The organism is Enterovirga sp., from assembly GCF_028290205.1.
Classification (GTDB): Bacteria; Pseudomonadota; Alphaproteobacteria; order Rhizobiales; family Beijerinckiaceae; genus Enterovirga.
Genome location: NZ_JAQGKF010000097.1, coordinates 1 through 19,172, shown reverse-complemented (window position 1 = coordinate 19,172; position 19,172 = coordinate 1). Strand labels below are relative to the sequence as shown.

The following is a 19,172-nucleotide window of genomic DNA, read 5'->3' as shown; positions in this document are numbered from 1 at the left end:
GGCCGGCCGGCCCGGCCCGACGACAAGGGTGGATGTGATGACGCCGATCGAGCTTGTGACGCCGGCCTGGCTGGCGGACCGCCTGGGCCAGCCCGGCCTCGTCGTGCTGGACGGGTCGTATTACCTGCCGGCCATGAAGCGGGACCCCGAAGCCGAATACCTGGAAGCCCGCATCCCGGGCGCGATCCGGTTCGACCTCGACGCGGTCAAGGACCCGTCCTCGCCGCTGCCGCATATGCTGCCGAGCCCGGACGAATTCGCCGCCGCGGTGGGCGACATGGGCATCGCCGATGACCACCTCATCGTGGTCTATGACGGCATGGGCCTGTTCGCGGCGCCCCGCGTCGCCTGGACCTTCCGGACCTTCGGAGCCGCCCGGGTGGCGGTGCTGAACGGGGGGCTGCCGGCTTGGCGGGCCGAGGGGCGGCCGGTCGAGAGCGGGGCGCCCGCGCCCCGCGACGCGCAGGAGTTCAACGCCCGCTACGATGACCGGGCGGTGGCCGCGATCGACGATGTCCGGGCCGCCCTGGCGGCCGGGACGGCACAGGTTTTGGATGCCCGCTCGCCCGCTCGCTTCACGGGCGAGGAGAAGGAGGCGCGGCCCGAGCTGCGCTCCGGCCACATGCCGGGCGCCATCAACCTCCATTACGGCTCGCTCTTGCGCAACGGCTGCCTCGCCGACCGCAAGGCGATCGAGGCGGCGTTGGAAGCGGCCGGTGTGGATCCGGCCAAGCCGGTGGTCACGACCTGCGGCTCGGGCGTCACGGCCGCCATCCTGCTCCTGGCGATCGAGCGGACCGGTCGGCCCGCTCCCGCCCTGTATGACGGCTCCTGGGCCGAGTGGGGCTCCCGGCCGGACACGGAGGTGGCGACAGGGCGCCCGTCCGGGCCGTAGCCCGACGCCTCGGCTCCCGCGCCGGCCGGAGCCTCAGTGCAGGATCTGGCTGAGAAACAGCTTGGTGCGCTCGTGCCGCGGGTTCCGGAAGAACTCGTTGGGCTCGTTCACTTCGACGATCTGGCCGGCATCCATGAAGATGACCCGGTTCGCGACCTGACGGGCGAAGCCCATTTCGTGCGTGACGCACAGCATCGTCATGCCCTCGTCGGCGAGCCCGACCATGGTGTCCAGCACCTCCTTGACCATCTCGGGGTCGAGCGCCGAGGTCGGCTCATCGAACAGCATGATCTTGGGCGACATGCAGAGGGAGCGCGCGATGGCCACGCGCTGCTGCTGCCCACCCGAGAGCTGGCCCGGATATTTGTGCGCCTGTTCCGGTATTTTCACCCGGGTGAGGTACTTCATGGCCACCTCTTCGGCCTCGCGCTTCGGCATCTTCTTCACCCAGATCGGGGCGAGCGTGCAGTTCTCGAGGATCGTGAGATGCGGGAACAAGTTGAAGTGCTGAAACACCATGCCGACATCGCGGCGGATCTCGTCGATCTTCTTGAGGTCGTCGGTGAGCTCCGTGCCCTCCACGACGATGCGGCCCTTCTGGTGCTCCTCCAGGCGGTTGATGCACCGGATCATGGTCGATTTGCCGGAGCCGGACGGCCCGCAGATGACGATGCGCTCACCGCGCCCGACGGTCAGGTTGATGTCGCGCAGCACGTGGAACTCGCCGTACCACTTGTTGACCCCGAGCAACTCGACCATGGGGCGGTCGCCGGAAGCCGCCTCCGGCGCGGTCCGGGGAAGGGGGGTGGTCGCAATCGACATGGTGCTCACCGTCGTTGTCCGGCCGCGAGCCGTCGCTCCACCATGAGCGAGTACCGCGACATCCCGTAGCAGAAGACGAAATAGAACAGGCCCGCGAAGGCGTAGCCCGTCATCGACACGGTGGGGGCCGCCCAGACCGGGTCGACGCGCGACGCCTCGATCGTGCGGACGAGGTCCAGCAGGCCGACGATCGACACCAGCGTCGTGTCCTTGAACAGGCCGATGAAGGTGTTGACGATCCCCGGGATCACGATCCGCAGCGCCTGCGGCAGGACAATGAAATACATCATCCGCCAGTAGCCGAGCCCCAGCGACATCGCGCCCTCGTACTGGCCCTTGGGCACCGCCTGCAGCCCGCCCCGGATCACCTCCGCCATGTAGGCCGAGGCGAACAGGGCCACGCCGACGAGGGGGCGCAGGAGCCGGTCCACGCTCATGCCCGCCGGCAGAAACAGCGGCAGCATGGTGTTGGCCATGATCAGCACGGTGATCAGCGGCACGCCACGGACCACTTCGATGAAGGTGACCGACGCGAGCCGCACGACGGGCAGGCGGGAGCGCCGCCCCAGCGCCAGCAGCACCCCGAACGGAAGCGACAGCACGATGCCGACCACCGACACGATGATCGTGACCAGGATGCCGCCCCAAAACGCGGTCGGAACCTCGGGCAGGCCGATCCGCTCCGAACCGGTCAGCAGAAGGAAGGACAGGACCGGAAACACGATAAAGAAATAGGCCGCGCCGAGGCCCCGTCGGGGGGCTTTCAGCCACAGCATCCAGACCGCCCCGACCGTCAGCAGCGCGAAGAAGGTATCAACGCGCCAGCGCTCCGCCGGCGGGTAGGAGCCGTAGACGAAATAGCTGAGCCGGTCCCAGACGAAGGCCCAGCAGGCCCCGACCGGCCGGCCGATCACGTCCTCGCGGCACGCATTGCGGTCGCTCCCGGTCCAGACCGCGTCGAAGATCATGAAGCGCAGGAACGGCGGCAGCGCGATCCAGAGCAGGAAGGCGACCAGAAGCGTGAGCGCGATGTTGAGAGGGCTCGAGAACAGGTTCTCGCGCACCCACCCGACGGGCCCGCGGACGGCGGTGGGCGGCGGCGTCGCCTCGACCGGCGCCGTCCGAATGAAAGAGAGGCTCTGCACAGCCATCGGGCGCCCTACCGTTCCACCAGCGCTTTGCGGCTGTTGTAAATGTTCATGCCGGCCGACGTGATGAGGCTGATCGTGAGATAGACCGCCATGGTGATGGCCACGCATTCGATGGCCTGGCCCGTCTGGTTCAGCACCGTGCCCATGAACACCTGGACGAGGTCCGGATAGCCGATCGCCACTGCCAGCGACGAATTCTTGGTCAGGTTCAGGTACTGGCTGGTCAGGGGCGGGATGATCACCCGCATGGCCTGCGGGATGACGACCAGCTTCAGGGTCGGACCCGATCGCAGGCCGAGCGCGTGAGCGGCCTCGGACTGCCCTTTCGAGACCGCCAGGATTCCGGCCCGCACCACCTCGGCAATGAAGCCGGAGGTGTAAACCACCAGCCCGAGCGTCAGCGCCACGAATTCCGGGATCACCTGCAGGCCGCCCCGCAGGTTGAAGCGCTGCTGCTCCGGCATCTCAAAGGAGATCGGGTTGGCGGTGACCAGGCCGAGCACGAGCCAGACGAGCAGCGGCAGCCCGAGCACCAGGGCGAGGCTCGTCAGCACGACCGGGTATTGCTTGCCCGTCTGCTCCTGGGTGCGGCGGGCGAAGACCGCGAAGGCGACCGAGCCGACGATCCCCACGGCCAGGGCTGCCCAGACCAGCCAGGCATCGGCCGCGAACAGGGGACGGGGGACGAACAGCCCGCGATTGTTCAGAAAGAAGCCGGCGCCCATGCTGACGGAGTTGCGGGCGTCGGGCAGGGGCCGCAGCACCGCGATGTACCAGAACAGGAGCTGCAGCAGCAGCGGCAGGTTCCGGATCACCTCGACATAGACCATGGCGGTCTTGGCCACGATCCAGTTCGAGGACAGGCGGGCGATGCCCATGGCGAAGCCCAGGAAGGTCGCCAGAATGCAGCCGATCACGGCCACGAGCAGCGTGTTCAGCAGCCCGACCAGGAAGGCCTGCCCGTAGGTCGAGGTCGCGTTGTAGGGGACCAGGGTCTGGTTGACGTCGAATCCTGAGGTCGAGCTCAGGAAGCCGAAGCCGGACGCGATGCGGGCGGCGCGGAGGTTGTCGATGGCGTTCGTGGTTGCGAGATAGAACAGCAGTCCGATCCCAACCACGAGAGCGCCCTGGTAGACGAGGCCGCGGACCTTCGGGTCGTAGAGCATCGAGGCCTTCGAGCTCTCGGGCGGCACGGTGGCAGTGGTGGACACCGGTGATCTCTGGTTCGGATGGGAGCGGGGGTGACGAGCGAGCCTGGCCCCGTCGCCCCGGGGCAGTGACGGCAACGGCAACGAGGCGCCGGCCCTGATCGGCCGGCGCCCGCGGCGGACTCAGCGGATCGGAATGCCGTATTGCAGGCCGCCCTGGGTCCACAGCGCGTTCACGCCGCGCTTGATCTTCAGCGGCGAGCCTTCGCCGACGTTCCGATCAAAGACCTCGCCGTAATTGCCGACATGCTTGACGATCCGATAGGCCCAATCCTTGGTGAGCCCGATCGCCTCGCCGAAGCTGCCCTCGGCCCCGAGCAGCCGTTTGATCTCGGGGTTCGGCGACTTCATCATTTCGTCCACATTCGCCTTGGTGACCTTGTACTCCTCGGCGTTCAGCATGGCGTTGTGGACCCAGCGGACGATGTCGGCCCACTGGTTGTCACCGTGCCGGACGGAGGGGCCGAGCGGCTCCTTGGAAATGATCTCCGGCAGCACGAGATGGTCGTCCGGCGTGGCCGAGATCAGGCGCTGTGCGTAGAGGCCGGAGGCGTCCGTCGTGAAGGCGTCGCAGCGGCCCGTGTCATAGGCCTTGAAGGTCTCGTCCGCGGTGGCGAAGGCAACGACCTCGTATTTCAGATTGTTGCCGCGGAAGAAGTCGGCGAGGTTGAGCTCGGTCGTGGTGCCCTGCTGCGTGCAGATGGAGGCGCCGTTGAGCTCCTTGGCCGAGGCCACGCCGAGCTTCTTGCGGACCATGAAGCCCTGGCCGTCATAATAGTTGACCACCGGGAAATCGAGGCCGAGCTGGGTGTCGCGCGACATCGTCATCGTGGAGTTGCGGGCCAGGACGTCGATCTCGCCCGATTGCAGCGCCGTGAAGCGATCCTTGGCCGACAGCGGGATGAAGCGCACCTTGGTCGGGTCGTTGAAGATCGCGGCCGCGATGGCGCGGCAGAAATCCACGTCGAGGCCGGACCACTCGCCCTGCGCGTTCGGCACGCCGAAGCCGGCGAGCCCCGGATTGGACCCGCATTGGAGGAATCCCTTCTGCTTCACGTTGGCCAACGTGGCCTGCGCGGCGGCCGGGCTCGTCGCGAGAGCGGCCCCGACAAGGCCGGCCCCCAGGGCCAGCGCAATCTGCGTCATCCTGCTTTTCATGTGTCCCTCATGTTCCGCCGAGGCGTTCGTTGCGCCTTTCGGCCTGCGTAGCGCGGGCTCGGGAAGATGCCCTCTGGTACGCATCATTGATGCCATCGAAATCCGCAATCCACAGCGGGGTCAAGCGGGGCACGCCTCAACCTCAGCTTCAATCCCTGCGGCTTGACCGCGCTCTTGCCGCCGGCGCAAACGGACCCCCCGTCCGGAGCCCTCGCCCATGTCAAAACCCCCGCTTTCCCGTGCCGGTCTGGGCGCCAGCACCCGCCTTGTGCATGCGGGCCGGGATCCCTTTGAACAGCACGGCTTCGTGAACACGCCGATCTATCGCGGCTCCACGGTGCTCTATCCGAACACGGACGACTTCCTCCACCGGCGCGCCAAGTACACCTACGGCACGCAGGGGACGCCCACGACGAACTCGCTCCAGACCGCCTGGACCGAGCTTGCCGGGGCGGCCGGCACGGTGCTGACTCCCTCCGGCCTCGCGGCGGTGACCATCGGGCTGCTCGCCTGCCTGAAGGCCGGCGACCACCTTCTGGTGGTGGACAGCGTGTACCGGCCGACCCGGATCTTCTGCGACGGTGTGCTGAAACGGTTCGGCGTCGAGACCACGTATTACGACCCGGCCGTCGGCGCCGGCATCGGCGACCTCATGCGGCCGAACACCGCCGCCATCCTGACCGAGGCGCCTGGCTCGCAGACCTTCGAGATGCAGGACGTGCCGGCCATTGCGGACGCGGCCCATGCCCGCGGGGCCTGCGTCCTGATGGACAATACGTGGGCCACACCGCTGTTCTTCCCGCCGCACGAGCGGGGCGTCGACATCTGCATCGAGGCCGGCACCAAGTATCTGTCGGGCGGCTCCGATCTCCTGCTCGGACTGACCTCGGCCAACGCACGCTGGTGGCCGAAGCTCCAGGCGACCTTCTCCGCCTTCGCCATGTGCGCCGGGCCGGAAGACGTGTTTCTCGGTTTGCGCGGTCTGCGCACCATGGCGCTCCGGCTGCGCGAACACGAGAAGCAGGCGCTCGAGATGGCGCGCTGGTTTCAGGGGCGGCCCGAGGTGGCCGAGGTGCTGCATCCGGCCTTGCCGGACCATCCGGGCCATGCGATCTGGCAACGGGACTTCTCCGGCTCCTCCGGCCTGTTCTCGATCGTGCTGAAGCCGGCCAGCCAGGCCGCGGTAGCCGCCATGGTGGACGGGCTCCAGCTCTTCGGCATCGGGGCATCCTGGGGCGGGTTCGAAAGCTTGGTCCTGCCCTTCGATGCCGCGACCTACCGGACGGCGACGCGCTACGCGCCCGCCGGCCCCTCGCTCCGGTTCCATATCGGGCTCGAGGACCTGGACGATCTGAAGGCCGACCTCGAGGACGGGTTCGAACGGCTCAGGGCGACCGTCTGAGGGCGGCTTTTCTGCCGCAGGGCAGCGAGCGCCGCGGGCAGCGGGCTGGTATTTGCGACCGGCCAGGGAACCGACCCCGTCCGGCCGCGTTCTGATCTGGATCTAAGAAGGTAATAGATGCTTCCGACCATATCGCGGCAAGACGTGGGCTCGCCCTCCGAGGCCGGAGATTACGTGTACGGAGAGGCAACCGTTCGGGTCGAGGGTCGCCATATCGCGGTCTGGACCGTTTCGCCCGAGGCGCGGTTCAACGCCATCCTGTGCACCAGGGTCGGCGACCGCCGCCGCAGATACGCGCTCGGTCAGCCAACCGCCTGAGTTCCGGCACGCCTCAGGGGTCGGATCCGGATTCGGCCCGGGCGCTCGTTCCGGATCGCTCCCGGAAAATCAGCACCAGGTTGCGGGCATAGATGAACAGCGAGAGCGCCTGCCCGATGATGATGACGGGCTCGCGCCGAACGAGGCCGTAGACCAGCGTCATCAGGCCGCCCGCCATCGAAAAGAACCAGAAGGCGACCGGCATCACGCTGCGGCCGGCCTTTTCGCTCGCAATCCACTGCACGATGAAGCGCATCGCGAACAGGATCTGGGCGCCGAGCCCGAAAGCGAGCCACAGGTCGAACCGCGCCACGAACACGTCGTAGAGGTAGTCGCCGAGATCGCGCGACAGCTGCACGATCATGGTCGTGTCTCCACGATCCGGGGCACACGGCGGCGGCGGCGCAGGAGCCACCACACCCCGAACAGGTCGAGCAGGCCGCTCCAGAGCCGGTCGAAGAAGCCGTAATGGGACGTGCCGGCCGTGCGGGGGCGATCGATCACGTCGACATGGACCACGCCGTAGCCTTCACGCTTCACGAGCGCCGGCAGGAAGCGGTGCAGGGCGTCGAAGAAGGGCAGTTCCAGGAACACCTGCCGCCGGATCACCTTGTGGCCGCAGGCGGTGTCGCGGGTGTCGTCGGCCAGAATGGCCTGGCGGACCCGGTTGGCGATGCGCGACTGGAACTTCTTGAAGCCGCCGTCGCCGCGTCGGAGCCGCTGCCCGACCGCGAGGCCGACCGCCGGCCCGCCGCGCTCGAGAGCCTCGACCAGCGGGATCACATAGGCCGGATCGTTCTGGCCGTCGCCGTCCAGGGTGGAGACGATCTCGGCCCGGGCCGCCCGAATGCCGGTCAGGAGGGCGGCGCTCTTGCCGCAGCTCTCGGCGTGCCGGACCACCCGTAGCCACGGCCGGGCGGCACGGGCCAGCACCGCCGACGTGTCGTCGGTGGAGCCGTCGATCACGTAGACGACCTCGAAGGGCGCGAGGGGCGCCAGGACGCGCTCCAACTCGTCCAGTTGCTCCACGATGGACCCGGCCTCATTCTTGGCCGGAATCACAACGGAGAGGCGCGGCGGCGGGCCGAGCTGGGGCAGGGGTGCGCTCATCGGCTCAGCGCCGGACCATGTAGACGGCGAGCTCCACGCGGCGGCCTCCATTGATGTTGAAGCCCCGGATGCGGCCCAGCGTCTCGATCCGGTCCAGCCGGCCCTGCGCGGCCTCCTGGAAGGCGGGACCGAACCGGTCGTCGACGATGGCCACGCGACAGCCGGACCCGGCCAGGAAGCGGGCCGCCTCTTCGCCGGTCTCGACCATGTCGAGGCCGGTGCCGAGCAGGAGCACGAGGCTCGGCTCCCGGTAGCCGAGCGTGGCGAAGGCCGGCTCGGCGCAGGGCGCGGAGCGGGCGAGGGCCGCGAGGCGCGGGGACAGCTTCAGAGATTGCAGCACGGGCTGGGCGAGGCCGAACACCCCGATGCCCATCAGCACGGCCGATGCGATTCCGAGCAGGGCGGAGCGGGTGACCTCGTGACGGCAGAACACGACCCAGGCCGCGAGGGCCAGCGCCGACGAGGCCGCCATCACGGGAAGCGCGGCCCCCGGCAGCACGCCGTCCAGGTTCCAGGCCGCCAGCGGGATCAGGAGGGTGAGACCGACCGGGATCAGGGCCATGGCCCCGAAGCCGATCCGGGCGAAGGGCCGGTCGGGCCCCGTGAAGCCGCGTCCGATGGCCAGCACCAGGAGGATGGCCAGGGCCGGATAAAGCGGCATCACGTAATGCGGCAGCTTGGTCGGCACGGCCTCGAAGATGAGCCAGGTCGGCACCACCCAGGCGATCAGGAACGCGATGCCGTCGTCGCGCCGCTCGCGCCACGCAAAGGGAACCGCCGCCGAGGCCAGGATCGCGCCTGGCCAGAACGTCGCGAACACCGCGACCAGGTAGAAGCCGGGCGGTGCGAAATGATTCTGCTGGCCGGTCTGCACCTTGCCCAGCATGTCGTCGCCAACGGCCAGCCGATAGAACTCGCCGCCGCTCTTCCAGGCGATCGTGGCGAACCAGGGCGTCACCGCGAGCAGCACGAACAGGAGCCCGAGCCAGGGCCGCAGGCCCTTGAGCCAGCGCACCGAGCCCTCGCGGATGCACAGCACCGCGGCCGCGAGGCCGGTGAACATCACCACCATGGGGCCCTTGATCAGGATGCCGGCCGCCAGCGCCAGCCAGAAGATCGCGACCGTGCGGCCCGGCTGCCGCGACAGGCTGCGGCTCAGCCAGACGCGGGCCAGCGCGCCCATGGCCGCCACCGAACAGGCGAGCAGCATCGCGTCCGTCTTGGCGAGCCGCGCCTCCACCATCAGGATCAGGGACGAGGCGATCAGGGCGGCAGCCAGAAAGGCCTCGCGGCGCCCGGCAAAGGCGAGGGCGGCCCAATAGGACAGGAGCACGGCCGCCAGCGCGCCGAGGAGCGAGGGCAGGCGATACACCGCGATGGTGGTGCGGGCCTCCGGCACGCCCAGCGCCTCTGCCGCGGTCACGGCCGCGGCCTGCATCCAGTGAATGCCGATCGGCTTCTTGTAGCGGGCCTCGTCCTGGAAGCGGATGTCGACGAAATCGCCGCTCTCCAGCATCTGCTTGGTGGCCTGCGAGAAGCGCGGCTCGTCGCGGTCCATCGGATGGAGCGAGCCGAATCCCGGCAGGAAGCAGAGCAGCGACAGGGCCACCAGCACGACAGCCGCCCGCGCGTGGCTTCGCTCGACGAAGGCGAGGAGGCGCTCCGACCAGGAGGCCGGCGAGAATCGGGGCAGCGGTCGGGTCGCGGCGATGCCGGGCACGGAAAACAAACCTCGCGGTCGCGAGCCGCGCCCTGTCGGCCAAAGAGGGGGCGAAGTCAAACCGCGCCCTGGTCGCGGAGCCCCCAGGCTGTCAAAGCTGGGCCGCCAGCGGGAGGGCAAAATGGCGCATCACAGGGTCGAGGCAGGGCGAAGCACGGTCCATTGGGGCTTCTTCGACGCGGCGCTGCCGCCGGTGCTGACGGTGGACAGCGGCGACACGGTCACCATGACCACGGTGTCGGGGCCGGCCGACGTGATGCCGCAGCCGCCCCTGGCTGTGCCGGACGCGCTGCGCGAGGTGCAACTCCACGTTCCGAACCGCCTGCCTGGGCATATGTGCACCGGCCCGGTCGCGGTCCGGGGCGCGAAGGCCGGGCAGGTGCTGCAGGTCGAGATCCAGGCGATCGAGCTCCATTATGACTGGGGCTACACCTTCGCGGCACCCCTCAAGGGCGCCCTGCCGGAGGAGGTGCAGGAGCGCCACCTGATGCACATCCCGCTGGACCGCGCCCGCATGACGGGCCGGCTTCCCTGGGGGCTGGAGCTGCCGCTGAAACCCTTCTTCGGCGTGATGGCCGTCGCGCCGCCGCCCGGCTGGGGCATGGTGTCGACCCTGCCGCCCCGTCGCAACGGCGGCAATCTGGACAACAAGGAGCTGGTGCCCGGCACCACCCTGTATCTCCCGATCCAGGTGGACGGGGCGCTGTTCTCGGTCGGCGACGGGCACGGCGTCCAGGGTGACGGCGAGGTCTGCGTCACGGCCATCGAGACGGGGCTCGTCGGCACCTTCCGGCTCACGCTGCGGGACGACATGCAGCTCGGCTGGCCCATGGCGGAAACGCCCACGCATGTGATGACGATGGCCTTCGATCCGGATCTCGACGACGCCTGCCGCATCGCGCTCTCGCTGATGATCGACCTCGTCGTCGCCCGCGCCGGGCTGACCCGGCCGGAGGCCTACATGCTGTGCAGCCTGGCGGCCGATCTCCGGGTCACGCAGCTCGTCAACGGCAACAACGGCATCCACTGCATGCTGCCGAAGACCTGCCTGGTCGGCCGGACCTGAGAAGAGGCAGCTTCGCCCGATCCGCGCCTCGGCCAGCTTGACGGAGCCGGTGCCCGCCGTGTACGGGCAGTCTCGGATATGGGAGCGGCAAGATGCCCGCGAAGCTCATTGTAACGGAGGCGCCACTAACGGAGCGGGTCTGACCCGTCCATCCGATTGGTGGCGCATGCAGGGTCCCTCGGGGCCCTTTTTTATTGCCTGAAAGGCTGCCCGGGCGGGTGGCGGGCCGGCCGAGCCGGCAGGAGGGGACCATGGGCGAGATGATGACCGGGGCCGAGATGGTCGTGCGGGCGCTCCAGGACCAGGGAGTGGAGCACATCTTCGGGTACCCGGGCGGGGCCGTGCTGCCGATCTACGACGCGCTGTTCCACCAGGACACGCTGCAGCACGTGCTGGTGCGCCACGAGCAGGCCGCCGTGCATGCGGCCGAGGGCTACGCCCGCTCCTCCGGCAAGGTCGGATGCGTGCTCGTCACCTCGGGCCCGGGCGCCACCAACGCGGTCACCGGCCTCACCGACGCGATGATGGATTCGATCCCGCTCGTTTGCATCACCGGCCAGGTGCCGACCCATCTCATCGGCACCGACGCGTTCCAGGAATGCGACACGGTCGGCATCACCCGGCACTGCACCAAGCACAATTACCTCGTGAAGTCGGTGGCGGACCTGCCCCGCATCCTGCACGAGGCCTTCTACGTCGCCACCAACGGCCGCCCGGGTCCCGTGGTCATCGACCTGCCGAAGGACGTGCAGTTCGCCTCCGGCCTGTACGAGCGGCCGACCGACAACCAGCACAAGACCTACCGGCCCAGGGTCGAGGGCGACGCGGAGAAGATCCGGGCCGCGGTGCGCATGATGGCCGGCGCCCGCCGGCCCGTCTTCTACACGGGTGGGGGCGTCATCAATTCGGGTCCCCGGGCCTCGGCGGCTCTGCGCGAACTCGTCCGGCTGACCGGGTTTCCGGTCACCTCCACGCTGATGGGGCTCGGCGCCTACCCGGCCGCCGGCCCGGGCTGGCTCGGCATGCTGGGCATGCACGGGACCTACGAGGCGAACCACGCCATGCATGATTGCGACGTCATGGTCGCGGTCGGTGCGCGCTTCGACGACCGCATCACCGGTCGGCTCGATGCGTTCTCGCCCGGGTCGCGGAAGATCCATATCGACATCGACCCGTCCTCGATCTCCAAGAACGTGAAGGCCGATATCGGCATCGTGGGCGATTGCGCGCATGTGCTGGAAGCCATGATCGCCGCCTGGCGCGAGCTTGCGCCGCAGCAGGATCGCGAGGCCCTGGCCGGCTGGTCGCGCCAGATCGACACCTGGCGGGCGCGCGACTGCCTGGCCTTCCGGCCCTCCGAGCGGACCATCAAGCCGCAACACGCCGTGCAGCGCCTCTATGAGCTGACGCGCGGGCGGGAGACCTACGTCACCACGGAGGTCGGCCAGCACCAGATGTGGGCCGCGCAGTATTTCAAGTTCGAGGAACCGAACCGCTGGATGACCAGCGGCGGGCTCGGCACCATGGGCTACGGCCTGCCGGCCGCGATCGGCACGCAGCTCGCCCATCCGGAGGCGCTGGTGATCGACATCGCCGGCGAGGCCTCGATCCTGATGAACATGCAGGAGATGTCGACCGCCGTGCAGTACCGCCTGCCGGTCAAGATCTTCATCCTGAACAACGAGTACATGGGCATGGTGCGGCAGTGGCAGGAGCTGCTGCATGGCGGCCGCTACTCCCAGAGCTACTCGGAATCGTTGCCGGACTTCGTGAAGCTGGCCGAGGCCTATGGTGGGGTCGGCATGCGGTGCCACGATCCGGCGGAGCTCGACGACGCCATCCGGGAGATGATCGCGGTCGACCGGCCGGTGATCTTCGACTGCCTGGTCGACAAGTTGGAGAACTGCTTCCCGATGATCCCGTCGGGCAAGGCCCATAACGAGATGCTGCTCAACGACTTCGCCGGCGACGGCGAATCGACGCAGGATATCGGCAACGTGATCTCGGCCGAGGGCAAGATGCTGGTCTGAGCCGGCCCGGCCGGCCCGGAGGGGACCACCGATGAAGATCGGCATCCTGGAGACGGGCCGGCCGCCGGCGGACCTCGCGGCCCGGTTCGGCCGCTACGACGCCATGTTCGCCGATCTGATCGGGGACGGCTTCACCACGGTCACCTACCGGATCGCGGAGGGCGAGCTGCCGGAGCGGCCGGAGAGCTGCGCCGGCTACCTCGTCACCGGCTCTGCCGCGGGTGTCTATGACGACCTGCCCTGGATCGGGCCCCTGTCCGATTTTCTCCGCGCCGCCCGCGGGCGGGCGAAACTGGTCGGCATCTGTTTCGGCCACCAGCTCATGGCGGAGGCCTTTGGGGGCCGGGCCGAGAAATCCGCCCGGGGCTGGGGGCTCGGCCTGCACCGCTACGAGGTGCGCGAGCCCCAGAGCTGGATGGACGGGGAGGGGGCATTCGCGCTGCCGGTCTCGCATCAGGACCAGGTCACCGTGCCGCCGCCCGGCAGCCGCGTGGTGGCCGGCAGCGCCTTCTCGCCGTTCGGCATGCTGGTCTTCGACGAGATGTCGATGTCCATGCAGCCGCATCCCGAATTCGCGCCGGCCTATGCCAAGGCGCTGCTCGCGGCCCGCCATGCCGCCCGGCTGCCGGCGGACGAGTTCGGACAGCTCACGGCCTCGCTCGACGGCGCCAACGATTCGGCCCGGGTGGCCGGCTGGATCGGGCGGTTTCTTCGGGCCTGACCGGGGTCAGTGCTCGGCGAGGTTGATCACGAATTCCGCCCGCTTGCCGGCACCCCGGACCGAGTAGGTCATCTCATAGGGTCCCCAGGCGCTGACGGCGTCGCGCGCTGGGCTGGCCTCCGACCGCAGCGCGGCGACCAGGTCGGCGGCCTGGTTCAGGGGCAAACCCTCCTCGAACGCGACCAGCAGCGCGGCAACGGGCGCCAGAAAGGCGCGCAGGCTCGCGGCCTCGTCCGGTCCGGTCACCTGCCTGAGTTCGACCCGGTTCACCACGCCCTCCAGGCAGGTGATCCGCGCCTCCACGTCGGGCAGGTTGCCGACCCGCTCCTGCCCCGGCGCACCGTCCGGGACCGGCACAAAAGCCAGGTCCGGTCGGGCCGGGTCGATCTGCCTGACCGTCTCGCTCCAGCGGGTCTTGGTGGCGGGGCAGTGACGCACCGTCTCGGCCGCATGGCCGGCGGCGCCGGACAGAACAAGGGCCAGGAGACCGGCCGCAGCCGGGCCTGTGCGGCGACGCATCTCGGGCTTGAGCATGGCCGAACGTCTCATTTCGGCGAGACGGAGGCAATCGCCGGCACCGCTGACGTTGGCAGCGGGCGCCGCCGGGGCTATCACCGGCACCCCTGACCCGAGCCCGGCCCGATGACCGAGACCCTGCCTGACCGTCTGTCCACCGACCCCAAGAGCCCGCATTACGATGCGGACCTCCTGGCCCGCGGCATCGGCATCCGGTTCAAGGGCGTCGAGAAGACCAATGTCGAGGAATATTGCGTGTCGGAAGGCTGGGTTCGCCTGGCGGCCGGCAATGCCAAGGACCGGTTCGGCAACCCGATGACGGTGAAGCTGAAGGGGCCGGTCGAGCCCTACCTTCGAGACGTTGCCGAGGAGTGATGGCGTGGGCGGGGCCGGTGGACGGGATCCGGGCGGCGCGCCGCCCCGCACCCCTCCTGGGCCTCGCTCTCTGGCTCGGCGCCCTGTCGGCCGGACCCGCGGTTGCGCACGGCTATGCGCCGATCGGACCCGCCGAGGCCTGGCGCTTCTGGAGCCTCGATCCGCTGGCGACCGTGCCGCTTCTCGCCGGGCATCTGCTGTACGGTCGCGGCATGTCGGCCTTTCGCCGGCGGCTCGGCCATCTGCCCAGGGCCCTCCCGGGCTGGCGCGTCACGGCCTTTCTGGCCGGCGAACTCATGCTGGTCGTGGCCCTTCTCTCACCGGTGGACGCCGTCGCCGAGACGATCCTGTCCGCCCACATGCTCCAGCACGTGATCCTGATTGCGGCCGCGCCGCCGCTGCTGGTGCTGGGCCGGCCCGAGATCGCGTGGGCGGCCGGCACGCCCGGGTCCTGGCGGCCCGTGCTGTTGGGCGCGGCCGCGCGGCCGATCTACCGGGCCGTCGGCTGGCTCGCCCGCCCGCTCCCGGCCACATTGCTGCACGGGGCGGCGCTGTGGCTCTGGCACGTGCCGGCGCTGTTCGAACTCGGGCGGGGGGACGGGCTGATGCACGCCTTCGAGCATCTCTGCTTCTTCGGCACCGCCCTTCTGTTCTGGCGCGCGGTGATCGGGGCCGCCGCGACGCCGCGCCGGGCGCTTGTCGGCATGGCGGCCGCTCTCGCCACGCTGGTTCATGGCGGCTTCCTGTCAGCCCTGATCAGCTTTGCCCGCGAGCCGCTTTATCCGGGCTCCACCATGTGGGCGCCGATCTGGGGCATGACGCCGCTGCAGGATCAGGAACTCGCCGGCGCCATCATGTGGGTGCCGGCCGGGGCGGCCTACCTGGCGGCCGGGCTCGCGCTCGCGGCGCGGCTGCTGTCCCGGCCGAACCCGACCGGACCGGCCGCTGCCCACCCGCCGGCGCTGGCGGCATGAGGGCGTCCATTCTCCTGCTGGCCCTGGGCCTTGCCGCCTGCGGACCCGCGGAGCCGCCGAAGCACCTGCGCATTCCGGGGGCGGATCGGGGCCGCGGCGAGGCGCTGGTGCTCACCCTCGGCTGCGGTGCCTGTCACGTCATTCCGGGCGTGGGTGGCGCCATCGGCCGCACGGGACCGCCGCTCGCCGGCTGGAGCGGCCGCAGCCTGATCGCCGGCCGCATCCCGAACACGCCGCAGAACCTCGTCGCCTGGCTGCTGGATCCGCCGGCGCTCGAGCCCCGCACCGCGATGCCGGCGCTGGGCCTTGAGGAGGCGCAGGCCCGGGACGTCGCCGCGTTCCTGTACGGGCTCGGTCCGGAATCGAGCCGGGTCGAGCCGCCGGCCTCTGGCCTGGACCCGGCCGACATTCCTCGCTCCCGCACCCTGCCCGGGCGGGGTCCCTTCGTGTCGGGCGGATGACCCCGTCCGCCGGTCGGGAGGCGTGATGCCGGCCCCCGATCCCGTGCTCAAGGCGGCCAGCCCGGACGAGATCGAGCGGGCGCTCGGGCGCAGCCTGCTGCTCGTCTCCGGCCCCGGCGACGCGGCCGCTCTGCGCCGCACCCTGGCCTCGCTGCGTGTGGCGGCCGAGCTGGTCGTGGTTCTCGGCGAGACCGGGCAGGAGTCTCATGCCCAGCCCTGCCGCGAGGCCGGGCTCGAACTTGTTGTCCTCGACGGTGCCCGGACCTGGCCGGAGCGCTGCAATCTCGGGCTCGACCTGGCGCGCCGGCGCGGGCGGGACACCCTCCTCCTCGTGGAAACCGGCACGCGCTTTGTGTCCGATGTCGTCCGCGACCTCCTCGGTGCGGCCCTGGCCGACCCGGCACTCGGCGCCGTCGCGCCCGCCCGGCTGGAGAGCGATGCCGGCGGCGGCACGCGCCGGCTTCGCGACGGCTGGGACCTGTCCCGTGTCGCCTTCGGACCCGACCGGCGGCCGCCGCCGGAAGGGGCGCTGCGGCTGGACGCGGATTATGGCGCCGGCCCGTGCCTGCTGCTGCGCGTCGCGGCGCTGGACCGGACGGGTCCCGCCGACCCGGCCTTTCGGCTCCTCGCCCAGGCGGATCTCGGCTTCCGGCTCCGGCAGGCCGGCTACGGCTCCGCCGTCCTCCCCGAGGCCGTGGTGGAGTGCGAGTCCGCCCCGGCCCCGGACGAGTCCGGGGCTGCGCTGGCGCAGGATCGGGACCGGTTCGCCGTGAAGCACCTCGGCTACGGCGTGCAACTATCTTCGGGGCAGGAGCGGGCGCCGCGGCTGCGGGCGGGGCGGTCCGACGCGCTGGCTTCGTGGATCGGCCGCCACGGCCTCCTCGATCCGAACCGCCCCGTGCTCGATCGCGGCGCGCCGCGCCCGGATGGCGGACGCTATCTCCTGCTCGGCCGCGACATGGTGGCCGTCCGGCCGGAGGACGTGACCCTGGTTGGGGCCTACCGGGCTGTGCTGGCGCCGTCGCGCTGGCATGCCGGGCTTCTCGGCGACGCGGCCGCCTGCCGGCCGGCCCTCGTCCCGCCCGGGCTGGACACGGACGTGTTCCACCCCTGGGCGGCGCCCCGGCGCCTCTACGACGAGCCGACCTTTCTGTGGCTCGGCGCGGAGGCCCTTTCGGCCGATCTCGCGGCCATGCTGGCCGCCTGGCAGCTCCATCTCCGGCAGCACCCAGGCTCGCGGCTGCTCGCGCTCGGCCCGGGCGTGTTCGCGGCGGCCGGACTGGGCCGCAGCGGCGGCCGCGACTGGCACGGCCTGACCCTCCTCGACGACCCGGACCGGCGCGTCACCTTCGCGGAGCCGCGCCGGGCGCTCGCGGCCGAGGACCTGGCCGGGCTCTACCGGGGCGTCGACGCGCTCGTCTGCCCGGGCAGCACCGGCGCGTTCCGGCTCTCCCTCGCCGAATGCATGGCCTGCGGCACGCCGGCCGTCGGCCCGGCCTATGGCGGCTCCCAAGACCTGTTCGCGCCCGGCATGCTGGGCCTCCAGGGCCACCCGGCCGACGCCCCGGGTGCGATGCCCCGGCCGGATTCCGACGACATCGCCGACGCGATGGGTCGGGCGCTCGGGCCGGACCGGCAGGCCGCCCGGGCCGCGGGTCTGCGGCAGGTGTGGGGCGGCTTCACCTGGCGGCACACCGCCTTCGCGCTCAGGGCCGCGCTCGTGCCGCTGCAGGAGCGGACGGATCTGCGGGCCGACCAATACGGCCACCGGGCGGCCGGGTCCGAGGACATCTTCGACCGCGCCCTCGATCTCGAGCGGGCCGAGGGGCCCCGGCCCCCTCGCCGCGGCAGGGCCACGGGGCGGGTGGCCGGGTTCGACCCAGACCATTACCGGACCCGCTACCCGGACATCGCGGCCGCCGGGGCCGATCCGCACCGGCATTATGTGGAGCACGGCTGGCGTGAAGAGCGCTCGCCTGCGCCCGACCTGACGACGCGGCACCTTGTGGAGCAGAACCCGGAGGCGCGCCGCCTCTTGCTGGAAGGCGCCTATCGGGGTCCGCCGCGGCGCCGCTTCGGGCTGCGGATCGGCACGCGACGGCCCGACGGCCCGACCCTGCCGCCGCTCGCCGACGGGGTGCGTCGGAAGAGCGGGGTCCTGTTCGGCGGCTATCTGGAAGCCGGGTTGGGCCTCGGCGAATCCGGGCGCACGCTCGCCCGGGCCATGATCGAGGCCGGCGTGCCGCTGGCGCTCTATCCCTACAACCGGCGCGTGCGCAACCGCCATGTCGGCCGCTTCATGGAGGAGCGCTACGACCTGTCCGCGCGCTTTGACGTGACGGTGCTCTACCTGTCCCTGGAGCAACTCCCCGAGGCCCTGCGCGAGCTCGGCCCGCGCCAGGAGGGCAGCTACGTGATCCTGCGACCCTATTGGGAGCTGGAGCGCTTTCCAGAGGCGTGGCGCGCGAATTTCGCCGGGGTCGACGAGGTCTGGGCGCCCACCGCCTTTGTCGCCGAGGCCGTGCGGGATGCCTTTGCCGGCCCCGTGACGCTGATCCCGCCGGCAGTCGACGCGGCTGCGCCCGCGCCCGTCCGCCGCGCCCATTTCGGGCTGCCGGACGGCCCATTCCTGTTCCTGTTCAGCTTCGACTACAACTCGGCAGCGTCGCGCAAGAATCCGCTCGGCGCCGTGGAGGCCTTCCGGGCGGCGTTTCCGGACCCGCGCGAACCGGTCGGGCTGGTGCTGAAATCGACGGGCGCGCCCGGGATGTGGCCCCGCCTGCGCGGCGAGATCGCGGCCGCGGCGGCAGCCGATCCCCGCATTCGCGTCATCGACGGCATGCTGCCGCGCGGCGAACTCGTGGCGCTGCTGGCCCTGTGCGACAGCTACCTGTCCCTGCACCGGTCCGAGGGCTTCGGACTCGGCATGGTGGAATCGATGATGCTCGGCAAGCCGGTGATCGGGACCGATTATTCGGGCAGCCGCGACTTCCTGTCGGCCGAGCGCGGCTACCCGGTGGCGTTCCGCCTGCGCCCGCTGCGTGACGGCGAATATCCGAGCGGGGAGGGCCAGAGCTGGGCGGAGCCGGACCTCGATGCCGCCGTGGCGGCGCTGCGCGAGGTCTTCCGGGACCCGGTCGGCCGGTGGCGCAGGGCAGAGGCGGCCCGGCGCTTTGTGCAGGACAGGTTCGGGCTCGACAATGTGGGCCGCCTCGCCCGCGCCCGGCTGGACGCGATCCAGGCCG

18 protein-coding genes are annotated in these 19,172 nt (G+C 70.4%); 10 read left to right on the top strand and 8 right to left on the bottom strand.

Annotated features, from left to right (window positions below; genetic code table 11):
• The first annotated feature begins 37 nt into the window (after positions 1-37).
• On the top strand, positions 38-895 hold the full coding sequence (gene sseA / locus JWR86_RS06550) for a 3-mercaptopyruvate sulfurtransferase (protein ID WP_299562494.1): 858 nt from the start codon (positions 38-40) through the stop codon (positions 893-895).
• 33 nt (positions 896-928) lie between these two features.
• On the opposite strand, the gene JWR86_RS06545 is transcribed toward sseA, so the two are convergent.
• The 4 genes from JWR86_RS06545 to JWR86_RS06530 form a co-directional block, all read right to left on the bottom strand.
• The gene (locus JWR86_RS06545) at positions 929-1,654 is read right to left on the bottom strand and encodes an amino acid ABC transporter ATP-binding protein (RefSeq protein WP_299562490.1); all 726 of its coding nucleotides are present in this window, start codon (positions 1,652-1,654) and stop codon (positions 929-931) included.
• A gap of 68 nt (positions 1,655-1,722) precedes the next feature.
• Complete coding sequence (locus tag JWR86_RS06540; RefSeq protein ID WP_299562481.1) at positions 1,723-2,868, bottom strand: amino acid ABC transporter permease; 1,146 nt, start codon at positions 2,866-2,868, stop codon at positions 1,723-1,725.
• A gap of 8 nt (positions 2,869-2,876) precedes the next feature.
• Positions 2,877-4,034: an amino acid ABC transporter permease gene (locus JWR86_RS06535; protein ID WP_299562487.1), complete on the bottom strand. Its 1,158-nt coding sequence runs from the start codon at positions 4,032-4,034 to the stop codon at positions 2,877-2,879.
• Positions 4,035-4,199: 165 nt separating this feature from the next.
• Positions 4,200-5,222: an amino acid ABC transporter substrate-binding protein gene (locus JWR86_RS06530; RefSeq protein ID WP_299562484.1), complete on the bottom strand. Its 1,023-nt coding sequence runs from the start codon at positions 5,220-5,222 to the stop codon at positions 4,200-4,202.
• A gap of 229 nt (positions 5,223-5,451) precedes the next feature.
• Between JWR86_RS06530 and metC the strand changes: the two genes are divergently transcribed.
• On the top strand, positions 5,452-6,636 hold the full coding sequence (gene metC / locus JWR86_RS06525) for a cystathionine beta-lyase (RefSeq protein ID WP_299562478.1): 1,185 nt from the start codon (positions 5,452-5,454) through the stop codon (positions 6,634-6,636).
• 117 nt (positions 6,637-6,753) lie between these two features.
• Positions 6,754-6,954 carry a hypothetical protein gene (locus JWR86_RS06520; RefSeq protein ID WP_299562475.1) on the top strand — a complete coding sequence of 67 codons (201 nt, stop codon included), beginning with the start codon at positions 6,754-6,756 and terminating at the stop codon, positions 6,952-6,954.
• A gap of 13 nt (positions 6,955-6,967) precedes the next feature.
• Here JWR86_RS06520 and JWR86_RS06515 read toward each other — a convergent pair whose 3' ends face one another.
• Genes JWR86_RS06515 through JWR86_RS06505 form a run of 3 tightly spaced genes read right to left on the bottom strand, consistent with a single transcriptional unit; the run spans position 6,968 to position 9,784 of the window.
• Positions 6,968-7,318 (bottom strand): lipid-A-disaccharide synthase N-terminal domain-containing protein, encoded by a 351-nt coding sequence (locus JWR86_RS06515; protein ID WP_299562472.1) that lies wholly within the window; start codon positions 7,316-7,318, stop codon positions 6,968-6,970.
• Complete coding sequence (locus JWR86_RS06510; protein ID WP_299562469.1) at positions 7,315-8,064, bottom strand: glycosyltransferase family 2 protein; 750 nt, start codon at positions 8,062-8,064, stop codon at positions 7,315-7,317. Before JWR86_RS06510 ends, JWR86_RS06515 begins: the two co-directional genes overlap by 4 nt.
• 4 nt (positions 8,065-8,068) lie before the next feature.
• Positions 8,069-9,784: a glycosyltransferase family 39 protein gene (locus JWR86_RS06505; RefSeq protein WP_299562466.1), complete on the bottom strand. Its 1,716-nt coding sequence runs from the start codon at positions 9,782-9,784 to the stop codon at positions 8,069-8,071.
• 121 nt (positions 9,785-9,905) lie between these two features.
• On the opposite strand from JWR86_RS06505, the gene JWR86_RS06500 reads away from it, so the two are divergent.
• From JWR86_RS06500 to JWR86_RS06490, 3 genes are all read left to right on the top strand, one after another.
• A complete protein-coding gene (locus JWR86_RS06500) occupies positions 9,906-10,850 on the top strand; it encodes an acetamidase/formamidase family protein (RefSeq protein WP_299562463.1) in 945 nt (314 codons plus the stop codon).
• Between the two features lie 251 nt (positions 10,851-11,101).
• Positions 11,102-12,880, top strand: coding sequence for an acetolactate synthase 3 large subunit (locus JWR86_RS06495; protein ID WP_299562460.1), 1,779 nt, complete (start codon positions 11,102-11,104; stop codon positions 12,878-12,880).
• Positions 12,881-12,911: 31 nt separating this feature from the next.
• Positions 12,912-13,601 (top strand): type 1 glutamine amidotransferase, encoded by a 690-nt coding sequence (locus JWR86_RS06490; RefSeq protein ID WP_299562457.1) that lies wholly within the window; start codon positions 12,912-12,914, stop codon positions 13,599-13,601.
• 6 nt (positions 13,602-13,607) lie between these two features.
• On the opposite strand, the gene JWR86_RS06485 is transcribed toward JWR86_RS06490, so the two are convergent.
• Positions 13,608-14,135, bottom strand: a complete 528-nt coding sequence (locus JWR86_RS06485) for a hypothetical protein (RefSeq protein ID WP_299562454.1) — start codon at positions 14,133-14,135, stop codon at positions 13,608-13,610.
• A gap of 108 nt (positions 14,136-14,243) precedes the next feature.
• Between JWR86_RS06485 and JWR86_RS06480 the strand changes: the two genes are divergently transcribed.
• The 4 genes from JWR86_RS06480 to JWR86_RS06465 form a co-directional block, all read left to right on the top strand.
• Entirely contained in the window at positions 14,244-14,492 is a 249-nt protein-coding gene (locus tag JWR86_RS06480) for a DUF3297 family protein (RefSeq protein WP_299562451.1), read from the top strand.
• A complete protein-coding gene (locus tag JWR86_RS06475) occupies positions 14,492-15,466 on the top strand; it encodes a cytochrome c oxidase assembly protein (RefSeq protein ID WP_299562448.1) in 975 nt (324 codons plus the stop codon). The genes JWR86_RS06480 and JWR86_RS06475 overlap by 1 nt, the downstream gene beginning before the upstream one ends.
• Positions 15,463-15,927 carry a c-type cytochrome gene (locus JWR86_RS06470; RefSeq protein WP_299562445.1) on the top strand — a complete coding sequence of 155 codons (465 nt, stop codon included), beginning with the start codon at positions 15,463-15,465 and terminating at the stop codon, positions 15,925-15,927. Before JWR86_RS06475 ends, JWR86_RS06470 begins: the two co-directional genes overlap by 4 nt.
• A 25-nt stretch (positions 15,928-15,952) precedes the next feature.
• Positions 15,953-19,172: glycosyltransferase (locus tag JWR86_RS06465; protein ID WP_299562442.1), on the top strand; the 3,220-nt coding region annotated here is incomplete at its 3' end.

Coding starts and splice junctions, on each gene's coding strand:
- sseA (WP_299562494.1), top strand. CDS start 38: ATGACGCCGATCGAGCTTGTGACGCCGGCCTGGCTGGCGGACCGCCTG.
- JWR86_RS06545 (WP_299562490.1), bottom strand. CDS start 1,654: ATGGTCGAGTTGCTCGGGGTCAACAAGTGGTACGGCGAGTTCCACGTG.
- JWR86_RS06540 (WP_299562481.1), bottom strand. CDS start 2,868: ATGGCTGTGCAGAGCCTCTCTTTCATTCGGACGGCGCCGGTCGAGGCG.
- JWR86_RS06535 (WP_299562487.1), bottom strand. CDS start 4,034: ATGCTCTACGACCCGAAGGTCCGCGGCCTCGTCTACCAGGGCGCTCTC.
- JWR86_RS06530 (WP_299562484.1), bottom strand. CDS start 5,222: ATGACGCAGATTGCGCTGGCCCTGGGGGCCGGCCTTGTCGGGGCCGCT.
- metC (WP_299562478.1), top strand. CDS start 5,452: ATGTCAAAACCCCCGCTTTCCCGTGCCGGTCTGGGCGCCAGCACCCGC.
- JWR86_RS06520 (WP_299562475.1), top strand. CDS start 6,754: ATGCTTCCGACCATATCGCGGCAAGACGTGGGCTCGCCCTCCGAGGCC.
- JWR86_RS06515 (WP_299562472.1), bottom strand. CDS start 7,318: ATGATCGTGCAGCTGTCGCGCGATCTCGGCGACTACCTCTACGACGTG.
- JWR86_RS06510 (WP_299562469.1), bottom strand. CDS start 8,064: ATGAGCGCACCCCTGCCCCAGCTCGGCCCGCCGCCGCGCCTCTCCGTT.
- JWR86_RS06500 (WP_299562463.1), top strand. CDS start 9,906: ATGGCGCATCACAGGGTCGAGGCAGGGCGAAGCACGGTCCATTGGGGC.
- JWR86_RS06495 (WP_299562460.1), top strand. CDS start 11,102: ATGGGCGAGATGATGACCGGGGCCGAGATGGTCGTGCGGGCGCTCCAG.
- JWR86_RS06490 (WP_299562457.1), top strand. CDS start 12,912: ATGAAGATCGGCATCCTGGAGACGGGCCGGCCGCCGGCGGACCTCGCG.
- JWR86_RS06485 (WP_299562454.1), bottom strand. CDS start 14,135: ATGCTCAAGCCCGAGATGCGTCGCCGCACAGGCCCGGCTGCGGCCGGT.
- JWR86_RS06480 (WP_299562451.1), top strand. CDS start 14,244: ATGACCGAGACCCTGCCTGACCGTCTGTCCACCGACCCCAAGAGCCCG.
- JWR86_RS06475 (WP_299562448.1), top strand. CDS start 14,492: ATGGCGTGGGCGGGGCCGGTGGACGGGATCCGGGCGGCGCGCCGCCCC.
- JWR86_RS06470 (WP_299562445.1), top strand. CDS start 15,463: ATGAGGGCGTCCATTCTCCTGCTGGCCCTGGGCCTTGCCGCCTGCGGA.